The 21,024-nt window shown below is 65.6% G+C and carries 20 protein-coding genes; 9 read left to right on the forward strand and 11 right to left on the reverse strand.

The window, feature by feature from the left end; all coding sequences use genetic code 11:
• Positions 1-50 precede the first annotated feature (50 nt).
• From SD196_RS08325 to SD196_RS08335, 3 genes are all read left to right on the forward strand, one after another.
• Positions 51-1,067: a DUF2804 domain-containing protein gene (locus SD196_RS08325; protein WP_275608064.1), complete on the forward strand. Its 1,017-nt coding sequence runs from the start codon at positions 51-53 to the stop codon at positions 1,065-1,067.
• Positions 1,068-1,187: 120 nt separating this feature from the next.
• Complete coding sequence (gene slyA / locus SD196_RS08330; protein ID WP_275608063.1) at positions 1,188-1,622, forward strand: transcriptional regulator SlyA; 435 nt, start codon at positions 1,188-1,190, stop codon at positions 1,620-1,622.
• A gap of 293 nt (positions 1,623-1,915) precedes the next feature.
• Positions 1,916-4,066 (forward strand): FimV/HubP family polar landmark protein, encoded by a 2,151-nt coding sequence (locus SD196_RS08335; RefSeq protein ID WP_343573853.1) that lies wholly within the window; start codon positions 1,916-1,918, stop codon positions 4,064-4,066.
• Positions 4,067-4,388: 322 nt separating this feature from the next.
• Here the strand turns inward: SD196_RS08335 and SD196_RS08340 are convergent, their stop codons facing one another.
• The gene (locus SD196_RS08340) at positions 4,389-6,593 is read right to left on the reverse strand and encodes a patatin-like phospholipase family protein (protein WP_331317110.1); all 2,205 of its coding nucleotides are present in this window, start codon (positions 6,591-6,593) and stop codon (positions 4,389-4,391) included.
• A gap of 68 nt (positions 6,594-6,661) precedes the next feature.
• Here SD196_RS08340 and SD196_RS08345 point away from each other — a divergent pair, with 68 nt between their 5' ends.
• Both SD196_RS08345 and rfaD read left to right on the forward strand, forming a co-directional pair.
• A complete protein-coding gene (locus SD196_RS08345; protein WP_236171477.1) occupies positions 6,662-6,946 on the forward strand; it encodes a SelT/SelW/SelH family protein in 285 nt (94 codons plus the stop codon).
• Between the two features lie 109 nt (positions 6,947-7,055).
• Positions 7,056-8,048 carry an ADP-glyceromanno-heptose 6-epimerase gene (rfaD, locus tag SD196_RS08350; RefSeq protein WP_343573846.1) on the forward strand — a complete coding sequence of 331 codons (993 nt, stop codon included), beginning with the start codon at positions 7,056-7,058 and terminating at the stop codon, positions 8,046-8,048.
• 434 nt (positions 8,049-8,482) lie between these two features.
• Here rfaD and SD196_RS08355 read toward each other — a convergent pair whose 3' ends face one another.
• The 3 genes from SD196_RS08355 to SD196_RS08365 all read right to left on the reverse strand — a co-directional run bounded on the left by SD196_RS08355 (position 8,483) and on the right by SD196_RS08365 (position 10,618).
• Positions 8,483-9,349, reverse strand: coding sequence for a DMT family transporter (locus SD196_RS08355; protein WP_275608059.1), 867 nt, complete (start codon positions 9,347-9,349; stop codon positions 8,483-8,485).
• 87 nt (positions 9,350-9,436) lie between these two features.
• The gene (locus SD196_RS08360) at positions 9,437-9,778 is read right to left on the reverse strand and encodes a tRNA-binding protein (RefSeq protein WP_275608058.1); all 342 of its coding nucleotides are present in this window, start codon (positions 9,776-9,778) and stop codon (positions 9,437-9,439) included.
• A 75-nt stretch (positions 9,779-9,853) separates the two neighbouring features.
• Positions 9,854-10,618 (reverse strand): AraC family transcriptional regulator, encoded by a 765-nt coding sequence (locus SD196_RS08365; RefSeq protein ID WP_343573843.1) that lies wholly within the window; start codon positions 10,616-10,618, stop codon positions 9,854-9,856.
• 141 nt (positions 10,619-10,759) lie between these two features.
• Here SD196_RS08365 and SD196_RS08370 point away from each other — a divergent pair, with 141 nt between their 5' ends.
• Positions 10,760-11,569 (forward strand): UDP-2,3-diacylglucosamine diphosphatase, encoded by an 810-nt coding sequence (locus SD196_RS08370; RefSeq protein ID WP_343573842.1) that lies wholly within the window; start codon positions 10,760-10,762, stop codon positions 11,567-11,569.
• Positions 11,566-12,588, forward strand: coding sequence for a glycosyltransferase family 1 protein (locus SD196_RS08375; protein WP_343573839.1), 1,023 nt, complete (start codon positions 11,566-11,568; stop codon positions 12,586-12,588). The genes SD196_RS08370 and SD196_RS08375 overlap by 4 nt, the downstream gene beginning before the upstream one ends.
• Here SD196_RS08375 and SD196_RS08380 read toward each other — a convergent pair whose 3' ends face one another.
• A complete protein-coding gene (locus SD196_RS08380; protein WP_275608054.1) occupies positions 12,589-12,837 on the reverse strand; it encodes a hypothetical protein in 249 nt (82 codons plus the stop codon).
• 212 nt (positions 12,838-13,049) lie between these two features.
• Between SD196_RS08380 and SD196_RS08385 the strand changes: the two genes are divergently transcribed.
• Positions 13,050-14,180 carry a GNAT family N-acetyltransferase gene (locus tag SD196_RS08385; protein WP_331317122.1) on the forward strand — a complete coding sequence of 377 codons (1,131 nt, stop codon included), beginning with the start codon at positions 13,050-13,052 and terminating at the stop codon, positions 14,178-14,180.
• A gap of 350 nt (positions 14,181-14,530) precedes the next feature.
• On the opposite strand, the gene SD196_RS08390 is transcribed toward SD196_RS08385, so the two are convergent.
• From SD196_RS08390 to SD196_RS08405, 4 genes are all read right to left on the reverse strand, one after another.
• A complete protein-coding gene (locus SD196_RS08390; protein ID WP_275608052.1) occupies positions 14,531-14,797 on the reverse strand; it encodes a DUF2790 domain-containing protein in 267 nt (88 codons plus the stop codon).
• A 261-nt stretch (positions 14,798-15,058) separates the two neighbouring features.
• Positions 15,059-15,289: a cbb3-type cytochrome c oxidase subunit 3 gene (locus SD196_RS08395; RefSeq protein ID WP_343573833.1), complete on the reverse strand. Its 231-nt coding sequence runs from the start codon at positions 15,287-15,289 to the stop codon at positions 15,059-15,061.
• A gap of 1 nt (position 15,290) precedes the next feature.
• Positions 15,291-16,718, reverse strand: a complete 1,428-nt coding sequence (gene ccoN, locus SD196_RS08400; protein WP_343573830.1) for a cytochrome-c oxidase, cbb3-type subunit I — start codon at positions 16,716-16,718, stop codon at positions 15,291-15,293.
• Positions 16,719-16,867: 149 nt separating this feature from the next.
• Positions 16,868-17,302, reverse strand: coding sequence for an NUDIX hydrolase (locus SD196_RS08405; RefSeq protein ID WP_331317128.1), 435 nt, complete (start codon positions 17,300-17,302; stop codon positions 16,868-16,870).
• A gap of 121 nt (positions 17,303-17,423) precedes the next feature.
• Between SD196_RS08405 and rluB the strand changes: the two genes are divergently transcribed.
• Entirely contained in the window at positions 17,424-18,824 is a 1,401-nt protein-coding gene (gene rluB, locus SD196_RS08410; protein WP_370601027.1) for a 23S rRNA pseudouridine(2605) synthase RluB, read from the forward strand.
• Positions 18,825-19,021: 197 nt separating this feature from the next.
• On the opposite strand, the gene SD196_RS08415 is transcribed toward rluB, so the two are convergent.
• On the reverse strand, positions 19,022-19,945 hold the full coding sequence (locus SD196_RS08415) for a GGDEF domain-containing protein (RefSeq protein WP_343573824.1): 924 nt from the start codon (positions 19,943-19,945) through the stop codon (positions 19,022-19,024).
• A 253-nt stretch (positions 19,946-20,198) separates the two neighbouring features.
• Positions 20,199-20,942, reverse strand: a complete 744-nt coding sequence (locus SD196_RS08420) for a YciK family oxidoreductase (protein WP_343573821.1) — start codon at positions 20,940-20,942, stop codon at positions 20,199-20,201.
• Positions 20,943-21,024 lie beyond the last annotated feature (82 nt).

Raw genomic sequence — 21,024 nt, forward strand, 5'->3', positions numbered from 1 at the left:
CGCAGGCGCGGTGCTAGCATGCGCCGGACCCCGCCACCGAGCCCGCGCCCATGCAGCAGCTGATCCAGTCCAACGGCCAACCGCACTACGGCATCTTTCCCACCACTCCGGCGACGATCAACTACCGCGACTTCGACTTCCGCTCACCCATGGGCCGCCGGCTCGGCGCGCTGAGCAAGTGGCGCAGCTTCCACCAGTTCCAGTATTTCGGCCTGATCAGTCCGACCCTGATCGGCGGCTGCGCGCTGGCCGACGTCAGCCTGCTCACCGTCGGCTTCGTCTACCTCTACCACCCGGAAAGCGGGCGGATGATCGAGCGCCAGTTCAAGTGCCCGCTGGGCATGGGCTCGAACTTCACGCAGAACCCCAACGATGGCATCTGCGAACTGCGCCAAGGGCGCAACCTGCTGCGTCTGGAGAACAGTTCCTCGCCCTTCGAGAAGCGCCTGCTGGTCGAGCTGGACGACGGCACCCGCATCGACGCGCGCTTCAGCGAGGAGCAGCCCGCTTTCGAGCCCATGAGCATCTGCACCCCGACGGCGGTGAACGGCTGGGTCTACGCGCGCAAGGTGGCCGGCGTGCACTGCCACGGCGAGGTGCGCAGCGCCCTGGGCAACTACGACCTGCGCGCGCTGGACGCCTACGCGCATCACGACTGGTCCGCCGGCTACATGCGCCGCGAGACGTTCTGGAACTGGGCCTGCCTGTCCGGCGAGGCACAGGGCCGGCGGGTCGGGCTCAACCTGTCGTGCGGGGTCAACGAAACCAGCTTCACCGAGAACTGCTACTGGCTGGACGGCAAGCTGGTGAAGGTGGACAGCGTCCGCTTCGAGTTCGACCGCGACCATCCGCTGCAACCCTGGACCATTCGTTCCTACGACGGCCAGGTCGAGCTGCGCTTCGAAGCCCATGGGCTGCACCAGGAACGCCTCAACCTCGGCGTGCTGGCCAGCAACTTCAAGCAGATCTTCGGCCGCTTCAGTGGCGTGCTGCGACCGGCGGGGCAGGCCGAGGTGCGCATCGACAACCTGTGGGGTTTCGTCGAGGACCAGTACGCCAAGTGGTGAGGCGTTCCGTCACGCCCTGCGACAATCTGTCATTGTACGGGCTTGATTAGCTGGCTAATAATTAGTCAAATCAATTAGCCGCATCATCCCCGACTTCTTTCAGAAAAAAGCCGCGACACAATGGCAGACAACGATAAGCACTACTTCGGTACCCAACTGGCCCAGGCTTCGCGTGCATGGCGGGCTGAACTCGACCGCCGCCTCAGTCATCTCGGCCTGTCCCAGGCACGCTGGCTGGTGTTGCTGCACCTGGCACGCCACTCCGCCGCACCCACTCAGCGCGAGCTCGCGCAATCGGTCGGCGTCGAAGGCCCGACCCTGGCCCGTCTGCTCGACGGCCTCGAAGCCCAGGGACTGGTTCGCCGCCAGGCCGTGGCCGAGGACCGCCGCGCCAAACGCATTGCCCTGACGCCCAAGGCTGACGTCCTGATCGCCGATATCGAGAGCATTGCCGCTGCGGTGCGCAATGAGGTGCTCAACGGCATCACCGAGGACGAGATCGCCCTCTGCCAGCGGGTCCTCAGCCGGATTCTTGGCAATCTGGAGAAGAACTGAGCAACTCATCACAGTAAATTCGGTAAGATAGCCATTTTTCTGGCGGTTTTTCGCGAAGCCGCCAGTCCACCACCCGATTACCCTGACCATTCGCCGGTTTTTCGACGATTTGTCTTGACCAAACCCGTTGCAGCACCTAATCCCTGATATCAATCGGCCTGTACCTTTCAGGTGCAGTGGTAGGGCGCGTGGGTCTGTGTCCGGCTAGGTGGTTCGAGTGTGTGGACAGGTAAAGCCTGCCGCTTTCGGGTGGTCAGGGAACGGCTAGCAGACCCGAACAATGGGATGGGGTTATGGCTCGTATAACAAATAGAATTCCGCTGACGCTCGCTGCGCTTTCGGTGTTTGTTTCCGCTCATGCCAATGCCCTTGGCCTGGGTGAGATCACCCTGCACTCGTCGCTGAACCAGCCTCTGGATGCTGAGATCGCCCTGTTGCAGACGGGCGACATGACCTCCGATGAACTGATCGCTCGCCTGGCGAGCCCGGCCGCTTTCGAGCAGGCCGGCGTCGATCGTTTCATGTTCCTGCAGAATCTGCGCTTCACGCCGGTGATCCGTGGTGGGCGCAGTTACATCAAGGTGGTGTCGACCCAGCCGGTCCACGAGCCGTACCTCAATTTCCTGGTGGAAGTGGAGCGGCCAAACGGGCGCATGCTGCGCGAGTACACCGTGCTGCTCGACCCGCCGAGTTACAACAGCAGCGCGCGGACCTCTGTCGCCGCCAGTATTCCCCGGCCAGAACGCACGGCGCCTGAACCCTATACCCAGCGCGCCGCACCGGTTCGCAGCGTCCCTGCGGCGCCGCCCATCCCCGCGGGCGAAGGGCGCTACACCACCGTGCGCAACGACACGCTGTGGCGGATCGCCTCGCGCCTGAGCGGCACCGGCGCCTCGCACAGCCAACTGATGGACAGCCTGCTGGCGCTCAATCCCCAGGCCTTCGTCAATGGCGACCCGCATCGTCTGAAGGTGGGACAGACGCTGATCCTGCCGCAGGGCCAGCAGTACGCCGGGCACACCAACGCTCCCGCGCCGCAGCCCGCTGCCGCGGCGCCCGCGGCCAATGCCACCGTGCAGCCCGTACAGGTCGAGCCGGAAGCCACGCCGGCCGCTGACGCGCCCGCCGCCGTTGCGCCCGCCTCACCGGCGGTAGAAGGCAACCTGGCCAAGGTGGAAGCCGATCTCGCCCTGAGCAATGCCCAGCGCGACCAGTTGAACCAGCGCATGGATGCCATGCAGAAACAGCTCGAAGCACTGCAGAAAGCCCTGGAAAGCCGCGACCAGCAGGTGCAGAGCCTGCAGGCTGAACTGGCCCGCCGTGATGCGCCTGGCACCCAGGCGGCTCCCGCAGCACCCAGGGCCGAGCAGTCGGCGCCGGTCGTTGCAACGCCGGCGACGCCCGCCAGCGATGCCTTGGGTAGCTCGTTCAACCTCTGGCCGTGGCTGGGTGTGGGTGCTCTCGGCGCGTTGCTCGCCGGGCTGCTGGTGATGCGCCGCAAGCGCGAGGATCAGCCGGTCAAGGACACCCGCGTCCAGTCGGCGCAACCCAAACCCATCCCGCCGGCCAAGCCGCTGGCCGCCGCGATCGTGCCGCCGGTGCCCGCGTCCGCGCCGGTCCAGCGTCCGCAGCCGGTGATCACACCTGATGCCGGTGTGGCGCGCCTTCCGGCGGCCAGCGCGGATAGCCTGGAGGGGGCGGACATCTACATCGCTTACGGACGCTTCAGCCAAGCGCGCGACATGCTGCGCAAGGCCGTGGCCCAGGAGCCTGAACGCCGCGAGCTGCGCATGAAGTTGCTGCTGGTGTTCGCCGAACTGGGCGACCTGGTCGGCTTCCATGAGCAGGAGCGCGAGTTGGTGGCACGTGGCGGCGACCAGAAGCAGATCGACCAGATCAAGTCGCGCTACCCGGCGATGCTCGAGCGCGCGGAGGAGGTGCCGGTCGTTCCGTCGGGCGAAACCCTGACCGACTGGGATGACCTGTCGCTGGATGACACGCCCGCACCGACTGCACATGCCACCACTGGCGACGCGGACCCGGACTTCGCGCTGAATCTGAGCGACATCTCGCTGGATCTGGACTGGGACTCCCTCGACCCCTTCGAGACGCCGCAGCGCAACAAGAACGTGCCGGCCGCCGAACAACCGGTTCCCGCGAATTTCCTCAGCAATCTTCGCGAGCTGCCGGAAATCACCGAGCTGGACCTGGATGGTGAGCACGCCAGCATGTTCGGCCAGGCCACGGAGACCGACCTGGTGTTCGAGCTGCCGGAGACCGAGGTGCACGAGCATGACGAGTTGCTGGCCAGCCTCGACGAAGCGCGCGCCTGTATTGACCGGGGCAACCTGGACGAGGCCTATCGCATCCTCAAGCAGGTGATCGAGAACGGCGACTCCAAGGCCAAGGCCGAGGCTCGCGAACTGCTGGCGCTGATTGCCTGATTCGCACGGTGAATGAAAAAGCCCGGCCTGGTGCCGGGCTTTTTAATGGGCGTTGATCGGCGTTTCGTAGGCGCAATTGTTTTCTTCGGGAAATTCGGTACCGGTATTTCCCCTCACCCCAGCCCTCTCCCTCAGGGAGAGGGGGCAGATCGTGCCGGCTGACGCTAACGTTTCATCCTGCACCGAACGGTCCCCTCTCCCGCTTGCGGGAGAGGGTTAGGGTGAGGGGCTCTTGATCTCGTAGGAGCGGTATGGGCGCCAAACTCAGGCGTGGTGTAACGGCGTACAACCGCGAACGGTTGTACGCCCTACGTCGCAGCGCTTAGAAATTCCGCCCCAGGTTGACATACACCGCATGCTCGCTGGCGTTGTTCAGGCCGTAGCTGAAGGACAGCGGCCCCAGCGGCGTTTCGAAGCCCATCAGGATGCTGCCGGCGTTGATGTAGCCGGTGTCGTAGCTGTTGTCGTTGTTCCACACCCGGCCGCGCTCCAGGCTGCCGCCGAGGTAGAAGGGGAAGTCCAGCGGCAGGAAGGAGCGCTCGGTCATGCGCCGGTAGTAGATGACCCGGCCCAGGCTGTAGTTCTGCCCGGCCAGGGCATCCTGGCGGTAGCCTGAGAGCTGGCGGGCGCCGCCGAGCAGGAAGCTCGACACCACCACGTTGGCGTCGTCGATGGTGCGACCATAGCCGCCGCCCAGCACGAAGGTGTCCGGACCGCTGCTCAGGGCCTTGTCCAGGCGGATATCCCACTGCCGGTAGCGGTCGTCGTCGCCCAGCGAGGGGGTGTGCTCGCGGAAGGCGGTCTGGATGTTTTCGCCCTCGCGGGGAAAGTCGACGTTGTCCATGGTGTCGAAGGAGTACTTGAGTTCGGCATAGCCTTCGTTGAAGTGGTAGTTGGGCAGGTCCTGCTCGCCCACGCGCACGTCGGCCTTGCCGTAGGCCTGGGCCACGCCGAAGCGGATCTCGCCGTTGTTGGCGATCTGCCGACCGAGGTTGAGGCCGTAGCCGTAGCGCTCCAGCCGGTACTCGGCGATGGGGTCGTTGTCGTCGGTCGCCTCGACGTTCTGCGCCTCGTTGAACAGGAAGGGCGCGACGAAGTAGCGCGAGCCCACGTCCAGCGGCTGGTAGAACTCGCTGTAGAGCTCCTGATGGTCGCCGATCTGCAGGCGGGTCAGCCATTCCGCGCCCAGGCGGTTGATGCCATTCATGCGATAGCTGGCGCCAACGTTGAAGGTGCTGTCGCCGCGCAGGTCGTCGGAGAGGCTCAGGCCCAGGCGCAGGTAGTCGGTGCCGCCGCGCTTGCCGTACGCGTGGATCACCAGGGCGTTGCCGTCCTTGCCATCTTTGCCCGCCTTGTGATGCACCACTCGGTATTGCACCTGATCGAAGTAGTCCAGGCCGTAGAGGGTGCTCATGTCGCGCTGCAGGCGTTCGAGGTCCAGGCGTTCGCCCAGCGGTTGGCGGATGTAGTGGCGGATGACGTCGTCGCTGACCTTGGAGTTGTTCTCCACCTCGATGCGGTTGATCACCGGCTGGCGCTCGCCCGGCGTGCGTGCCTGGTTCAGCGCCAGGGCGTGTTCGTCCTCGCTCTGGCGCAGGCTGGCCAGGCGCGGCGCGAGGATGGTGGTGGCGCGGTAGCCGGCGTCGATCAGTTGCGGCACCTTGCCGAAGTCGGCGGAGCTGTAGCCGCTGAGCGGCGGCTGGATCAGCACGTCGCTGGCGGTCAGGGTGGCCAGCTGCGCCTCGGAGTTCTTGCGGGTCATCAGGGTGACGGACTGGTTGAGCATGTCCACCACAGTGGTCAGTTGCTTGCGGTCCAGCAGCGGGTTGCCGATGTCGACCACGATGACGACGTCGACGCCCATCTTCCGCGCCACGTCCACCGGGATGTTGTCGACCATGCCGCCGTCCACCAGCAGCTTGCCGTTCACGTCCACCGGCGCGAACACCGCCGGAATCGACATGCTGGCGCGGATCGCCTGGGGCAGGTGGCCCTTGTCGAACACGACCTTCTCGCCGGTGGCGATGTCGGTGGCCACCGCGCGGAAGGGGATGGCCAGCTTGTCGAAGTCGCGGGTGTCGCTGGTGTGCACCAGCAGGCTTTCCAGCAGCATCGACAGGTTCTGGCCCTGGATCGCACCCAGGGGCAGGCCCAGGGTGCCGTCGTCGCGGAAGCTGAGCTTCTGCTTCACCAGGAAGTCGCGGTCGTCCTGCTTGCGCCGGAAGGGCATGTCGACCCGTGGCGGGGAGTCGGACAGCGCCTGTTGCCAGTCCAGGCCCAGGGCCAGCGTCTCCAGTTCCTTGGGCGTGTAGCCCGCCGCATAGAGCCCACCGATCACCGCGCCCATGCTGGTGCCGGCGATGGCGTCGACGTGGATGCCCTGTTCGTCCAGTGCCTTGAGCACACCGATGTGCGCCAGGCCCCGGGCCGCGCCGCCGGAGAGCACCAGCCCGATCTTCGGCGGCGGGTTGGCCGCCAGGGCGCCGAGGGGCAGGAGCAGGAGCAGGGCGAACAGCAGGCGGCGCATGACAGAAACATCCGGATAGGCGTATGGGCCGGTATTATAGGTGCGCGTCCTACAGCAGGGTCTGATTCATGTCCGAAGCCAAAGCCGAAATCGTCATCACCTATTGCACCCAGTGCCAGTGGCTGCTGCGCGCCGCGTGGCTCGCTCAGGAACTGCTGAGCACCTTCGGCGACGACCTGGGCAAGGTCAGCCTGGTGCCTGGCACTGGCGGGGTTTTCCATATCAGTTGCGATGGCGAGCAGATCTGGGAGCGCAAGGCCGACGGCGGTTTCCCCGAGGCCAAGGTGCTCAAGCAGCGCGTGCGCGACCGCATCGATCCGCAACGCGACCTGGGGCACAACGACCGGTCCTGAATCGAGAAGATCATTTCGATAGCAGGCTAACTTCCTTGCTGCATGTCAACGGGGTACGCCCCTACCACTCGTAGTCTGAGGCATCCATTCTCCGCAGGGGATGCCTGACATGAGCATCATCGTCACTGGCGCCGCCGGTTTCATTGGCAGCAACCTCGTCAAGGCGCTGAACGCGCGCGGCGAGGCCGACATCATCGCGGTCGACGATCTGACCGATGGCGACAAGTTCGCCAACCTCGCCGACTGCGACATCAGCGACTACCTGGACAAACGCGATTTCATTGAGCGCTACGCCCGGGGCGACTTCGGCGTGGTACGCGCGCTGCTGCACCAGGGCGCCTGCTCCAGCACCATGGAGCGCGATGGGCGCTACATGATGGACAACAATTACCGCTACAGCTGCGATCTGCTGGACGCCAGCCTGTCGTTGGGCGTGCCGTTCCTCTACGCCTCGTCGGCGGCGGTGTACGGCGGTGGGCATGAGTTCCGCGAGATGCGCTCGTGCGAGCGCCCGTTGAACGTCTACGGCTATTCGAAATTCCTCTTCGACCAGCGGGTGCGCAAGGTGCTGCCCACCGCGCGCAGCCAGGTGGCGGGCTTCCGCTACTTCAACGTCTACGGCCCGCGCGAGCAGCACAAGGGACGCATGGCCTCGGTGGCCTTCCACTGCTTCAACCAGTTCCGCGAGACTGGAAAGGTGAAGCTGTTCGGTGAATACGGCGACTACCCGGCGGGCGGTCACCTGCGCGACTTCGTCTCGGTGGAGGACGTGGCCAGGGTCAACCTGTACTTCCTCGACCACCCCGAGCGCAGCGGCATCTTCAACCTGGGCAGTGGCCGTGCGCAGCCGTTCAACGACGTGGCGCTGGCGGTGATCAACACCCTGCGCGCGCAAGAGGACCTGCAGCCGCTGACCCTGGATGCGGCGATTCGCGCCGGGCTGCTGGAGTACACCGCATTTCCGGATGAGCTGCGCGGCAAGTACCAGTGCTACACCTGCGCCGATATCGATTTCCTTCGCGAGGCGGGTTATCGCGAGCCGATGCTGGGCGTGGAGGAGGGCGTGGAGCGGTATTGCCGCTGGCTGCTGGAGCAAGCCTGAGACGGCATGTATTGCCGGTTTTACCCAGTCTTTACCCAGTGCTGACACTCAAGGACGGGGGAACACGCGATCATTGCACTCAGAGCGGCGGACATCGGTCCGCCCGATACCGCTTCAACCGAGGCTCCTGAAACATGAGAGCCGTCACCGGACAGGCCGCTTCGCAGGCTGTCATGCGAGGAATCCTTGGCAATCCCTCCCCGGGGCAAGGACTCGAAATCCGCATGCTGCGAAGCGGCCTTTTTATTGGATTCGCGAGAACGCGGAGCCCAGTGACGTAGGGCGTATAACGTTCGACGTTATACGCCGTTTGACCATGGCACCCGAGCACGTCGGGGGTTGCCCCCAAACCACCGTTCCGAGCTCGGCAATGGCGCCGATAATGAGCACGGTGTATCGGCGTACAACCGCGAACGGTTGTACGCCCTACGGGGTCAGTGCGATCCGCGCGCGCTGAGGAAGGTGGCGAAGATGATCAGCGCGCCGCCCGCCAGCATGCGCAGGCTTGGTGCTTCGCCGAATAGCACGGTGGCGAAGGCGATGCCGTAGACCGGCTCCAGGGCGAAAATCACCGCCGCCGTGCGTGCCTTGATCAGCCGCAGGCTGGCGACGAACAGGCTGTGGGCGACGCCGGTGCAGAGCACGCCCAGCAGTACCAGCCACAGCCAGTCCATGCCGCGCACCGACGGCAGCTCGACGAACACCAGCGGCAGCAGGCAGGCGATGATGGTCAGGTTCTGGCACAGCGCCGCCTGGATCGGGTCGATACCACGCACGCTCACCCGGTTGGCCAGCGACAGCAGGGCGAACAGCAGGCCGGAGAGGGTGCCCCAGAGCAGCCCGGCGGTGGCGCCGTCGCGCAGGTCCAGGGTTGGAGTGACCATCACCAGGCCGATGCACACCAGCGCCACCACCCCGTATTCACCCTTGCGGATGCGTTCGCGGAACAGCAGCCCTTCCAGCAGCACGGTGAAAGCGGGGAAGCTGGCGAAGCCGAGGGTGGCGACGGCGACGTTACCGACCTTCACTGCGAGGAAAAAGGTCAGCCAGTGGGTGCACAGCAGCACGCCGCCGCCGACCAGCATGGCCACCTGTTTCAGCGTAGGCCTTTGCTGCTCGCGCAGGTGCCTGGCGAACACCGCCGCCAGCGACAGCGAGCCGAACAGCGCGCGGCCGAAGACGATGACCAGGGGGCCGGCGAGGATGAGTTTGCCGAAGATGCCGGACAGGCCGAACATCAGGGCGCCGATATGCAGGCCGAGCAGGGCGCCGCGGGGAGTGAGTCGGGAAACGGAAATCATGCCTGCGAACCCGCCGACTGCCGTGGCGGGACCTTGATGGAAAGGAAGAAAGCGCGCCGGAGCAGCCGGCTTGCGGTGAAGCTCAAGTCAGGCCAGCCGTGCGCCATTGGGCAGCGGCTTGTCGAAGCCGGCCAGCACCACCTTATCGTCGCTGTCGTAGGCACCGGTGACCAGCACTTCCGAGCGCACCCCGGCGATGGACTTGGGCGCGAAGTTGCAGACGCAGAGCACCTGGCGGCCGATAAGGTCTTCGATGGCGTAGTGTGCGGTGATCTGCGCGCTGGAGGTCTTGAGCCCCAGCGGGCCGAGGTCCACCTGGAGGATGTAGGCGGGCTTGCGCGCCTTCACATTGGGTTCGGCCTGGACGATGGTGCCCACGCGCAGTTCGACGCGTTCGAAGTCCTGCCATTCGATGGTGTCTGCCGACATCGCTGTTTCCTTGTGTAGTCGCCTGTTCGATGGCCGGCAGTCTAGGCCGTGGGCGCGTAGCTGTCTGTCGCGCGGCTAGCGGGAATTGTCGCGCGCCTCCTGGCGCAGTTGGCGCGCCGTGGTGCCGAACTGACGCACCAGCGCAGCGGTGAAGGCGCTCTGCGAGGCGTAGCCGACCTGCGCGGCGATCTCGCCTACCGGCAGGTGCGTGCTGCGCAGCAGGTCACGGGCCTGTTGCAGGCGGCGCTGGCGCACGTAGTCCATGGGCGTCAGCCCGGTCTCGGCGAGGAAGCGGGCGTGGAAGCGCGCGGCGGAAAGGCCGGCGAGGCGCGCCAGGTCGGCCACCTGCAGCGGGTGCGCGGCGTGGCGGTCGATGTAGCTGTCCAGGCTCGCCAGCGGCAGTTGCGCCGGTTCTTCGATGCGCTGCTGGCCGGCGGCGAGGCTGGCCAGCAGCAGGATCGCGCCCTGGCGCGCCAGCACCGGGTCGTGCAGCGAGCTGCTGGCCAGCCAATGCACCAGTTGCGCCTGGTCGTTGTTGAGCAGGCGCTGGCCGGGGGTTTCCAGCAGGCGGCGGCCGGCGTCGGCGTGCTGGCCGAGGCCCGCGAGCAGGTCGTCTTCGTCGTCCAGATCGACCACCAGGCAACGGCTGCCGTCGGGGCTGGCGCAGGCGTGATGGGTTTCGCGCGGGACTACCGCGAAGCACTGCCGGGTTACCAGGCTGCCGCGCCCGCCCACCTCGAAGTCCAGGCTGCCGGAAAGGCCCAGCACCAGTTGCGCATGGCTGTGGCTGTGGGCGAGGTGGTCATGGCTGTAGTTGCGCAGGGAGAGGATCTGGCTCATCGGGGCTGCTTATCCGGGACGCTGTCGGGCAGGCCGCCAGTCTAGCGCGGCACGGGTTGTAACGGGACTGTCGCCAGTCGGTCATGTGCACTTCACCGCCAGCGCCGAAAATTGGACAAACCCCACTGGAGGTTGCCGACGATGAGCAGCGCGCAACGCATGACGCCGACGAAGAAACAACGGGTACGGACCCTGTGGATATCCGATGTCCACCTCGGCACCCGCGATTGCCAGGCCGAGCATCTGGCCGGCTTCCTCAAGCGCTACCACGCCGACCGTATCTACCTGGTCGGCGACATCATCGATGGCTGGAAACTGCGCGGCGGCATCTACTGGCCGCAGGCGCACACCAACGTGATCCGCCGCCTGCTGACCATGAGCAAGCGCGGCACCGAGGTGATCTACGTCACCGGCAACCACGACGAATTCCTGCGGCGCTATTCCTCGCTGCTGCTGGGCAACATCCGCCTGGTGGACGAGATCGTCCACACCACCGCCGACGGCCGCCAGTTGCTGGTGATCCACGGCGACCAGTTCGACGTGATCACCCGCTACCACAAGTGGCTGGCCTTTCTCGGCGACTGGGCCTACGAGTTCACCCTGACCCTGAACCGCTGGCTTAACCATTGGCGCAGCCGCTACGGCTATGGCTACTGGTCGCTGTCGGCGTACCTCAAGCACAAGGTGAAGACGGCGGTTAACTTCATCAGCGACTTCGAGGAGGCTATCGCCCACGAGGTGCACAAGCGTGGCCTCAATGGCGTGGTCTGCGGGCACATCCACCACGCGGAGATCCGCCAGATCGGTGAGGTGGAATACCTCAACTGCGGCGATTGGGTGGAATCCTGTAGCGCGCTGATCGAGCACTGGGACGGCAGCATCCAGCTCTACCGGCTGGCCGAGGAACAGGCGCAGGTCACTGAGCTGGCGGCGGTCGAGACGGCGGCATGAGGCTGCTGATCGTCACCGATGCCTGGCTACCGCAGGTCAACGGCGTGGTCACCAGCCTCAAGGCGCTGGTGGCGGAGCTGGAAGGATTGGGGCATATGGTCGGGATGATCACCCCGCAGGATTTCCGGCACCGACCCTGCCCGAGCTATCCGGAGATTCCGCTGGCCTGGGACCTGTGGAAGGTCGGCGAGAAGATCGCCGAATTCGCCCCCGACTGCGTCCATCTCGCCACGGAAGGGCCGCTGGGCTGGGCCGCCCGGCGCTGGCTGATGCGCCGGGGCCTGAGGTTCAGCAGCGCTATCCACACGCGCTTTCCCGAATACGTGAACACCCGTTGGCCCTGGTTGCCGTTGTCCTGGGGCTATGCCTTCCTGCGCCGCTTCCATGCACCCAGCCAGGCCGTGCTGGTGAGCAGCGAGCGGATGCGCGAGGCCTTTGCCGAACAGGGCCTGGAACGCCTGGCGTTGTGGCGCAAGGGGGTCGATCTGTCCCGTTTCCAGCCGGACGAAGGAGCGCCGGCGGCGGAGCCGGTGTTCCTGTATGTGGGGCGCCTGGCACGGGAGAAGAATGTCGAAGCCTTCCTGGAGCTCGACCTGCCCGGCCGCAAGCGCGTCGTGGGTGACGGCCCGCAGCGTGCGGAGCTGCAGGCGCGTTATCCACAGGTGGAATTCCTCGGCTATCGCCACGGAGAGGAGCTGGCAACGGCCTATCGCAGCGCCAGTGTGCTGGTGTTCCCCTCGCGGACCGATACCCTGGGGCTGGTGATGTACGAGGCGCTGGCCTGCGGCACGCCGGTAGCGGCCTTCCCGGTGGCGGGACCGCTGGATGTGCTGGAGGAAGGCGTGACCGGTGCGCTGGACGACGACCTGCGCAGCGCTTGTATGCGAGCGCTGGAACTGGACCGCCAGGCCTGCGCGCAGTGGGCGCGTGGTCAATCCTGGCGGTCGTCGTCGCAGGAATTCCTTTCCCTGCAGGTACGTCTGACGGAATTGCCGGTCAGCGAAGCGCCGGCCTGCTGATCAGAACAGCGGACGGTCGTGGTCCAGACTCTGGTCCACCAGCCATTTACCGTGGGCGATGGACGCGTGCTGGGCTTTCTCCAGGTCCGCCATGTAGGCGAACTCCAGCGGCAGGGTCTTGCGCTTGGTGGTCTTGCCGTCAGGGCTGGTGATGTGGCAACCGCCGGCCCAGGGCGTGGGCATGCCGGGGTGTTCGACGACATCGGCGGTAATGGTGTACTTGCGGTATTCGCACTGCATCAGGCTCATGGGACGTCCTCCGGTCGAATCGCCAGTGGCCCGGGCCGGGCGCCTGGCGGGGCAGAACGAGCCGACAGGGTTGCCGGCAAACCTTGTCAATCCCCACCATAGACCAGCCGTAAAGCCCGTTTGCCGGATACCGACGAACGTGAATGTCATCGCCGCTGGCTTTTCCTGCGCGAATCTTCCCTTCCCGGGCGCTGCGCGCCAGACTGTCGGGCATGCCAATCCAGACCCTTGCCCGCCTCGCCGATGTGGATGCCCGTCAGTGGGATGCCCTGCTGCCGGACGACCAGCCGTTCCTGCGTCACGCCTTTCTCAGCGCCCTGGAGGAAAGCGGCAGCGTCGGCGGTCGTACCGGCTGGACGCCCGCGCATCGCGTCCTGTTCGGCGACGATGACTGCCTGCTCGCCGCCGTACCGGCTTACCTGAAGAGCCATTCCTACGGCGAGTACGTGTTCGACTGGAGCTGGGCCGATGCCTGCCAGCGTGCCGGCATTCGCTATTACCCCAAGCTGCTGGTGGGCATTCCCTTTACGCCGGTGGGTGGCGCCCGCCTGCTGGGCGCGCCCGAGGCGGCCCTGAGCCTGGTTGGCGTACTGGCGGGGGAGGTGGACGAGGCGCACTGTTCCGGCGTGCATGTGAACTTCACCGATGGCGCCGCCGATGCGCTGCTCGGCGGCGCGGACGGCTGGCTGGAGCGCCTGGGCTGTCAGTACCACTGGCGCAACCGAGGCTACCGCGACTTCCAGGATTTCCTCGACGCCTTGAGTTCGCGCAAGCGCAAACAGGTGCGCAAGGAGCGCGAGCAGGTCGCGGGGCTGGGCATCGATTTCGTCTGGATGGCGGGCCATGAGCTGTCCGAGACGCACTGGGACTTCGTCTACGCCTGCTACAGCAGCACCTACGAGGTGCGCGGGCAGGCGCCGTACCTGACGCGGGCCTTCTTCAGCCTGCTTGGCGAGCGCATGCCGGAGGCCATCCGCGTGGTGTTCGCCCATCGTGGTGGCCGCCCAGTGGCCATGGCCTTCAGTCTGGTCGGCGGCGACACCCTGTACGGTCGCTACTGGGGCTGCCTGGCGGAGTTCGACCGGCTGCATTTCGAAACCTGCTTCTATCAGGGCCTCGATTACGCCATCGGTCATGGCCTGCAACGTTTCGATGCCGGGGCGCAGGGCGAGCACAAGCTGATTCGCGGTTTTGAACCGGTGATCACACGCTCCTGGCATCGCCTTGGTCATCCGGGCTTGCGGGAGGCGGTGGCGGAGTTCCTGGAGCAGGAGCGGGTGGGGATTCTGGCGTACGCGGAAGAAGCGCGGGCGGCGTTGCCGTATCGGCAAGGTGACGCGTAGGGCGTTCAACCGTTCGCGGTTGTACGCCGTTACACCATCGTTTGCCATCGGCTCCGGGGCTGAGTTCGGAGTGCCCTGAGATCAAGGTCAAACGGCGGATAACGTCGAACGTTATCCGCCCTACGTTCCTGATGTGCCGGTGCCAGGCGGTTCGCGAGCAAGCTCGCTCCTACAGGCGGCGCCGTCCTCGGAGATTTTCCTGTAGGACCGGATTCCTCCGCTCTGGATTCCGCGGACAAGGTCCGCTTCTACGGGCTGGCGGTGCCGCTGTCATCAGGATCGCCCCCCGACCGCCACCACAGGCTCGCGGGGTTTGGCCAAGACGGCCGGAGGGCGATGTTCGGTAAGGCTCAACCCTGGCTGGTGCTACCGCCCCATTCGAGGAAGCGAACCTTGTGGGTTTCGCCCTGGTGATCCTGGTAGACCATGTATGCCGGAACGATGCCGACCTTGCCGGAGTTGTCGGTGCGGTGCAGCACCTTGTCCACATCCAGGGCCATGCCGTAGTGGTATTCGGTGGCCGGCAGATCGGCGCCGGGGGTCTTGATTGCGTCCTGGGCAAAAGCCATGGGGGCGAGGCTGGAGATGACAGCCGACACGACAGAGGCAAGCTTCATTCTGATATTCCTCGGTAGCGAACTCGGTGTGCGAGCTCGATCAGTGGGTTTGAAAGCCCCACCGGGGAGCGCTGGCATCGATGATGTCTGTCCTGGGGTCCAGACAGGACAGGGGACGATGCTGCAGGCGTCCATCAGGTGGCGGGGCACGGGACAGATATTTCCATCCCGGTCGCCCGCCGAGAAATTGATGTGCTTGCTAATGAAGATTGATGCAGGTGATGCGGCGCTCTGCCGCAGCCCCGCTCTTGAGCTGAAGAGCTAGGGCGTCCAGTCGCGCCAGTGCTCGCAGTCGCCCCGGCACTGGCCGGGGCAGGCGCAGCCGGTACGGCTGCGCCCGGTGGCTTTTTCCATGCGCCGGGCCACTTCGTCGTCATCGGCGAAGGGCAGCATGCTGGCCTCCTCGATGCCATGTTCGCGGTGCGCCCGCAGGGTCCAGCCGACACCGAAATACAGCGCCAGCAGGCCCGCCAGTCCCAGCCACAGCGTCATCTCAGGCCATCCGTTGTGCGGCCAGCATGGCCTGCGGTTGCGCGCGGCGCACGGTCATCCAGGTATTCCAGGCCATCAGCAGCATGCCGCTGAGGAACATCAGACCACCGGTCATGCGCACCACGAAGCCCGGATGGCTGGCCTGCAGGGCTTCGACGAAGGAGTAGGTGAGGGTGCCGTCGGCATTGACCGCGCGCCACATCAGCCCCTGGGTGATGCCGTTGACCCACATCGAGGCGATGTAGAGAACCGTGCCGATGGTGGCCAGCCAGAAGTGCGCGTTGATCAGGCCGATGCTGTGCATCTGCTCGCGGCCGAAGACCTTGGGAATCAGGTGGTAGAGCGAGCCGATGGAGATCATCGCCACCCAGCCCAGGGCGCCGGCATGGACGTGGCCGATGGTCCAGTCGGTGTAGTGCGACAGGGCGTTGACGGTCTTGATGGCCATCATCGGGCCTTCGAAAGTCGACATGCCGTAGAACGCCAGCGACACGACGAGGAAGCGCAGGATCGGGTCGGTGCGCAACTTATGCCAGGCGCCCGAGAGCGTCATCATGCCGTTGATCATCCCGCCCCAGCTGGGCGCCAGGAGGATCAGCGACATCACCATGCCCAGCGACTGCGCCCAGTCGGGCAGGGCGGTGTAGTGCAGGTGGTGCGGGCCAGCCCAGATGTACAGGGTGATCAGTGCCCAGAAGTGGACGATGGACAGCCGGTAGGAATACACCGGACGCCCGGCCTGCTTGGGCACGAAGTAGTACATCATCCCGAGGAAGCCGGTGGTGAGGAAGAAGCCCACCGCGTTGTGGCCGTACCACCACTGCACCATGGCGTCGGTGGCGCCGGAGTACACCGGGTAGGACTTGAACCAGCTCACCGGAATCGACAGGTGATTGACGATGTGCAGCATCGCGGTGACCACGATGAAGGCGGCGAAAAACCAGTTGCCCACATAGATGTGCGGGGTCTTGCGCTTCAGCAGGGTGCCGAAGAACACCACCGCGTAGGCGACCCAGACGATGGCCATCCACACCGCGCCGGTGAATTCGATCTCGGCGTATTCCTTGGTGGTGGTGTAGCCCAGCGGTAGGGTGATCAGCATCACCACGATCAGCGCCTGCCAGCCCCAGAAGGTGAAGGCTGCCAGGCTGTCCGAGAACAGCCGCGCCTGGCAGGTGCGCTGTACCGTGTAGTAGCTGGTGGCGAACAACGCGCAGCCGCCGAAGGCAAAGATCACCAGGCTGGTGTGCAGCGGGCGTAGGCGCCCGAAACTGGTCCATGGCAGGTCAAGGTTCAGTTGTGGCCAGACCAGTTGGGAGGCGATCAGTACCCCCATGGCCATGCCGACCACGCCCCAGACCACCGTCATGATGGCGAACTGGCGAACCACCTTGTAGTTGTACGCCTGCTCCGTGCTTATCGTGTTCATGCTGGATTCCCGCTTGTGTCAGAACGTCCGGGCGCGCGCAGGTGGGCCGGCGGCGTGCTCCGGTGAGCGGGCAATCTAAGGAGATGCGTCAGCGGGAAACAGATTCAGATGGGCCGTGCAAATGCATATCAGTGGTCCGCCGCGCGGATTCAGTCGGTCCGGGCGCACCCTGCGAGGAAATGCCGCAGGCGTTCCTGCAGGTAATCCACCGCCTGCTCGTGGGCGAGGTATTCGCTGACGCGCATCAGGCGCCAGTACTGCCCTTCGTCGCCGAAACGGATGGCATCGAACTCGGCCTGTTCCAGGCGCGCCACCAGGAACCAGGCCCAGGGAGCGGGGCCGTGGGTGGCGCGGTAGCGGCGCTGCCATTCGATGCGCTGTTCATCCAGGCGCACGGTGAACTCTTCTTCCAGCTCGCGCAGGGCGCATTGCGCCGGTGTTTCGTTGCCCTCGCGGCCGCCACCGGGAAAGTCCCAGCAGCCGGGGTAGGGGATGCCGGGTTTCTCGTCGCGCTTGTAGACCACCAGTTGGCCGGCATGGAACAGCGCCAGCTTGGCGCCGGTGAAGTCATCTTCGTGCCGCATGGACGCGTTCCCCCGTAACTCGACTAGTCTTTCCCGATCGCGGGCGGTGCTTTGCCGCCCGCAAGCGCGTATGATGCGCGACCTTTTTTATTCGTTGCATGCCACACCGGGAGGTGCCCAGATGACCGACACGCACGAAAACCTTGAAGAACTTACCCCAGCCCCGGCCGGCGAGAAACTGCAGAAAGTTCTCGCGCGCATGGGCGTCGGCTCGCGCCGCGACGTCGAAGCCTGGATCGAAGAAGGCCGCGTCAAGGTCAATGGCGCCGTGGCCACCCTTGGCCAGCGCGTGGGCGACCGCGATGCCATCGCCGTCGACGACCGCCTGCTCAAGCGCGAGAAGATCGAAGAGCACGTCCGCCGCGTGCTGATCTACAACAAGCCCGAAGGCGAAGTCTGCACCCGCGACGATCCGGAAGGTCGTCCGACCGTGTTCGATCGCCTGCCGCGCCTGCGCAGCGGCCGCTGGATCAACATCGGCCGCCTGGACATCAACACCACCGGCCTGCTGATGTTCACCACCGACGGTGAGCTGGCCAACCGCCTGATGCACCCGTCCTACGAGATGGACCGCGAGTACGCCGTGCGCGTGCGTGGCGAAGTCGACGAAGAGATGATCGAGCGCCTGAAAGCCGGCGTGATGCTCGAAGACGGCCCGGCCAAGTTCAGCGACATCCAGGAAGCGCCCGGTGGCGAAGGCTTCAACCACTGGTACCACGTGGTGGTGATGGAAGGCCGTAACCGCGAAGTCCGTCGCCTGTGGGAGTCCCAGGGCGTAATCGTCAGTCGCCTGAAGCGCGTGCGCTTCGGACCGGTCTTCCTGACCTCCGAGCTGACCATGGGCCGCTACCGCGAAATGGATCAGCGTGAAGTCGACATCCTCAGCGAGGAAGTCGGTCTCAAGCCCGTCGCCCTGCCGAACCTGTCCGGCAAGGCCATGGAAAAGATCGAGCGTCAGTCGCGCAAACTCGGCAAGAAGCTGGCGCCCAGCGAGCGTCCGGGCCGTGGCTCGCGTTCGCGCAAGGAGCATGACGAGGGCGAGCGTTCTCATCGTGCGCCGCGTCCGGCTGCCGGCGAGCGCCCGGCCCGTGGTTCGCGTGACGGCGATGAGCGTCCGGCCCGCGCCCCGCGCGGTGAAGACAGCCGTGCCCCGCGCAAACCGCGTGACGCCGGCAGCGATCGTCCTGCACGCGCTCCGCGCGATACCGGTGATCGTCCGGCCCGTGGCCCGCGCAGCGATGCTGGTGAAGGCCGCGCTCCGCGCAAGCCTCGTGACGCCGGTGGTGATCGTCCTGCACGCGCTCCGCGCGATGGTGCGGATCGTCCGGCCCGTGGGCCGCGTAGCGATGCTGGCGAAGGCCGTGCTCCGCGCAAGGCTCCGAGCGATCGTCCGGCGCGCGCCCCCGAGCGCGACAAGGGGGCCCCGCTGGCCGAGCGTCCGGGCAAGCCGGCGCGCAAGCCGATCGCCAAGCGTCGTCCGCAAGCCGCCGGTGATGGCATGCGTCCGGGCTTCAAGCGCTAAGCGTCAGCTGAAATGAAAAAAGGACTCCTCGGAGTCCTTTTTTCTTGCCTGGAATTCGACGGCTTTTTGTAGGGGCGGATCTTATCCGCGATCACCGCGACAGCTGTGCATGCTCCAAGGACCGGCCTATCGGCAGGCTCGCGGATAAGATCCGCTCCTACGAAGAGAAGAGCCTGCGATTCTGGAACGGGTTGCTATCAGCTGGCGCAGGCGAGCCGGTTCCGCCCATCACGCTTGGCGCAGTAGAGCGCGTTGTCGGCGCGGCGCAGCAGGTCGTCCACTGACTCGCCGGCATCGAGCGAGGCGCAGCCCAGGCTGATCGACAGCGGCAAACGTTTGCCGTCGATGGCCAGGTCCAGCTCCTCCACGGCGCGCCGCAGCCGCTCGCCCACCTGGGCGGCGCTGCTGCCGGAAGTGTTGGAAAGCAGCACGAGGAATTCCTCGCCGCCAAAACGGAACACCATGTCGACATTGCGCAGGCTGGCCTTGATGGCCTCTGCCACCGCACGCAGGGCATCGTCGCCGATGCTGTGACCATAGACGTCGTTGATCTGCTTGAAGTGGTCCAGGTCGAGCATCAGCACCGACAGTGGCTGCAGGTGGCGCCGGGCGATCTCGACCTCGCGGGTCAGGGCCTGGTCCATGGCGATGCGGTTGCCGGTGCCGGTGAGCGCGTCGCGCAGGGCCGACTGTACCGCGGCGCGGTAGAGCAGGGCGTTGCGCAGGGGGTAGAGCAGGCAGGCCATCAGCGATTCCAGCTGGCCCAGCTCGGCCTCGGAGAAGCGCTGACGGCGACGGAAGCAGAGCTCGCCCAGGTACTCGCCGTCGTGAATGAGGCGGTAATCGGCGCTGTGCTGTGCCGCGTCACCGAATTCCAGGCGCAGGTCGGCCCCGCTGTGATGGTAAGCCAGGTAGTCCACCGGCAGCAGGCGCTGAATCTCGCTGAAGAACACCGCCAGGATGCGGTCGGCTTCCAGGCTCGCCTGCAATTGCAGGTTCAGATGCTGGCGCAGCTCCAGCAGGTCGAGCGGGCGCCCGGAGCGCTGGCGCGGCTCTTGGGCGGCCAGGCGCTGGAGCTTGGCGGCATCAAAATCGATGGTGTTGGACTTGGGGGGAACCATGGCGCGAGGCAACCTCTGGCGCGTTTCATACGGCGACAGGAGGGACAGAGCGATTTCCGTGCCAGCCCTCGAAAAATCTCCAAAAGAGGGCTTATGGACCGACAGGAGGGGGCTTGGGTTCCGAAAGTAGGGCGGATTTGTCAGAAGAATGGCGAAATGATGGCACTTTGCGCGAAGGGGAAAAGCGAAGTTGCCAGAAAACCGGCGGAAAGCGGCGCCCTCGATGCGGGGCGAGGGCGCCGTGTATCGGGTGTCAGTCCTGGGCGTTGAAGGCCTGGCCGTTGACGCCCTTGCTGTCCGGGCCCATCAGGTACAGGTAGACCGGCATGATCTCTTCGGGCAGCGGGTTGTTGAACGCGTTCTCGCCCGGATAGGCGTGGGCGCGCATGGCAGTGCGGGTGGCGCCGGGGTTGACGCTGTTGGCGCGCACGCGGGTGATGTCCTCGCATTCGTCCGCCAGCACCTGCATCAGGCCTTCGGTGGCGAACTTCGACACCGCGTAGGCACCCCAGTAGGCGCGCCCCTTACGACCGACGCTGCTGGAGGTGAAGATCACCGAGGCATCCTCGGAGAGCTTGAGCAGCGGCAGCAGGGTGTGGGTCAGGCTGAACATGGCGTTGACGTTCACCTGCATGACGCGGGTGAAGTTGTCGGTGGAAATCTGCTCGATGGGCGAACGCAGGCCGAGGATCGAGGCGTTGTGCAACAGGCCGTCGAGCTTGCCGAACTCCTTCTCGATGGTGGCCGCCAGCTCGTCGTACTGGTGCGGCAGGGTGGTTTCCAGGTTCAGCGGGATCACCACCGGTTCCGGATAGCCGGCGGCGACGATCTCGTCATACACCTCGTTGAGGTAGTCCTCGGTCTTGCCCAGCAGCAGCACGGTGGCGCCATGGGCGGCGAAGGTGAGCGATGCGGCCCGGCCAATGCCGCGGCCGGCGCCGGTCACCAGGATCACGCGGCCCTTGAGCAGGTCGGGACGGGCGGAATAGTCGAACATGGAGGCTCCTTCGGAGAGCGGCAAGCTTCAGGCGGTCAGCGGCAAAGAGCGGCGTGAACGTGAAGCTTGCGGCGTGTTGCTT

The organism is Pseudomonas macauensis (assembly GCF_047902425.1).
Lineage (GTDB): Bacteria > Pseudomonadota > Gammaproteobacteria > Pseudomonadales > Pseudomonadaceae > Pseudomonas.

What these genes read in the sequence shown, in the direction of transcription:
- SD196_RS08325 (WP_275608064.1), top strand. Translation starts at nt 51, where the DNA reads ATGCAGCAGCTGATCCAGTCCAACGGCCAACCGCACTACGGCATCTTT.
- slyA (WP_275608063.1), top strand. Translation starts at nt 1,188, where the DNA reads ATGGCAGACAACGATAAGCACTACTTCGGTACCCAACTGGCCCAGGCT.
- SD196_RS08335 (WP_343573853.1), top strand. Translation starts at nt 1,916, where the DNA reads ATGGCTCGTATAACAAATAGAATTCCGCTGACGCTCGCTGCGCTTTCG.
- SD196_RS08340 (WP_331317110.1), bottom strand. Translation starts at nt 6,593, where the DNA reads ATGCGCCGCCTGCTGTTCGCCCTGCTCCTGCTCCTGCCCCTCGGCGCC.
- SD196_RS08345 (WP_236171477.1), top strand. Translation starts at nt 6,662, where the DNA reads ATGTCCGAAGCCAAAGCCGAAATCGTCATCACCTATTGCACCCAGTGC.
- rfaD (WP_343573846.1), top strand. Translation starts at nt 7,056, where the DNA reads ATGAGCATCATCGTCACTGGCGCCGCCGGTTTCATTGGCAGCAACCTC.
- SD196_RS08355 (WP_275608059.1), bottom strand. Translation starts at nt 9,349, where the DNA reads ATGATTTCCGTTTCCCGACTCACTCCCCGCGGCGCCCTGCTCGGCCTG.
- SD196_RS08360 (WP_275608058.1), bottom strand. Translation starts at nt 9,778, where the DNA reads ATGTCGGCAGACACCATCGAATGGCAGGACTTCGAACGCGTCGAACTG.
- SD196_RS08365 (WP_343573843.1), bottom strand. Translation starts at nt 10,618, where the DNA reads ATGAGCCAGATCCTCTCCCTGCGCAACTACAGCCATGACCACCTCGCC.
- SD196_RS08370 (WP_343573842.1), top strand. Translation starts at nt 10,760, where the DNA reads ATGAGCAGCGCGCAACGCATGACGCCGACGAAGAAACAACGGGTACGG.
- SD196_RS08375 (WP_343573839.1), top strand. Translation starts at nt 11,566, where the DNA reads ATGAGGCTGCTGATCGTCACCGATGCCTGGCTACCGCAGGTCAACGGC.
- SD196_RS08380 (WP_275608054.1), bottom strand. Translation starts at nt 12,837, where the DNA reads ATGAGCCTGATGCAGTGCGAATACCGCAAGTACACCATTACCGCCGAT.
- SD196_RS08385 (WP_331317122.1), top strand. Translation starts at nt 13,050, where the DNA reads ATGCCAATCCAGACCCTTGCCCGCCTCGCCGATGTGGATGCCCGTCAG.
- SD196_RS08390 (WP_275608052.1), bottom strand. Translation starts at nt 14,797, where the DNA reads ATGAAGCTTGCCTCTGTCGTGTCGGCTGTCATCTCCAGCCTCGCCCCC.
- SD196_RS08395 (WP_343573833.1), bottom strand. Translation starts at nt 15,289, where the DNA reads ATGACGCTGTGGCTGGGACTGGCGGGCCTGCTGGCGCTGTATTTCGGT.
- ccoN (WP_343573830.1), bottom strand. Translation starts at nt 16,718, where the DNA reads ATGAACACGATAAGCACGGAGCAGGCGTACAACTACAAGGTGGTTCGC.
- SD196_RS08405 (WP_331317128.1), bottom strand. Translation starts at nt 17,302, where the DNA reads ATGCGGCACGAAGATGACTTCACCGGCGCCAAGCTGGCGCTGTTCCAT.
- rluB (WP_370601027.1), top strand. Translation starts at nt 17,424, where the DNA reads ATGACCGACACGCACGAAAACCTTGAAGAACTTACCCCAGCCCCGGCC.
- SD196_RS08415 (WP_343573824.1), bottom strand. Translation starts at nt 19,945, where the DNA reads ATGGTTCCCCCCAAGTCCAACACCATCGATTTTGATGCCGCCAAGCTC.
- SD196_RS08420 (WP_343573821.1), bottom strand. Translation starts at nt 20,942, where the DNA reads ATGTTCGACTATTCCGCCCGTCCCGACCTGCTCAAGGGCCGCGTGATC.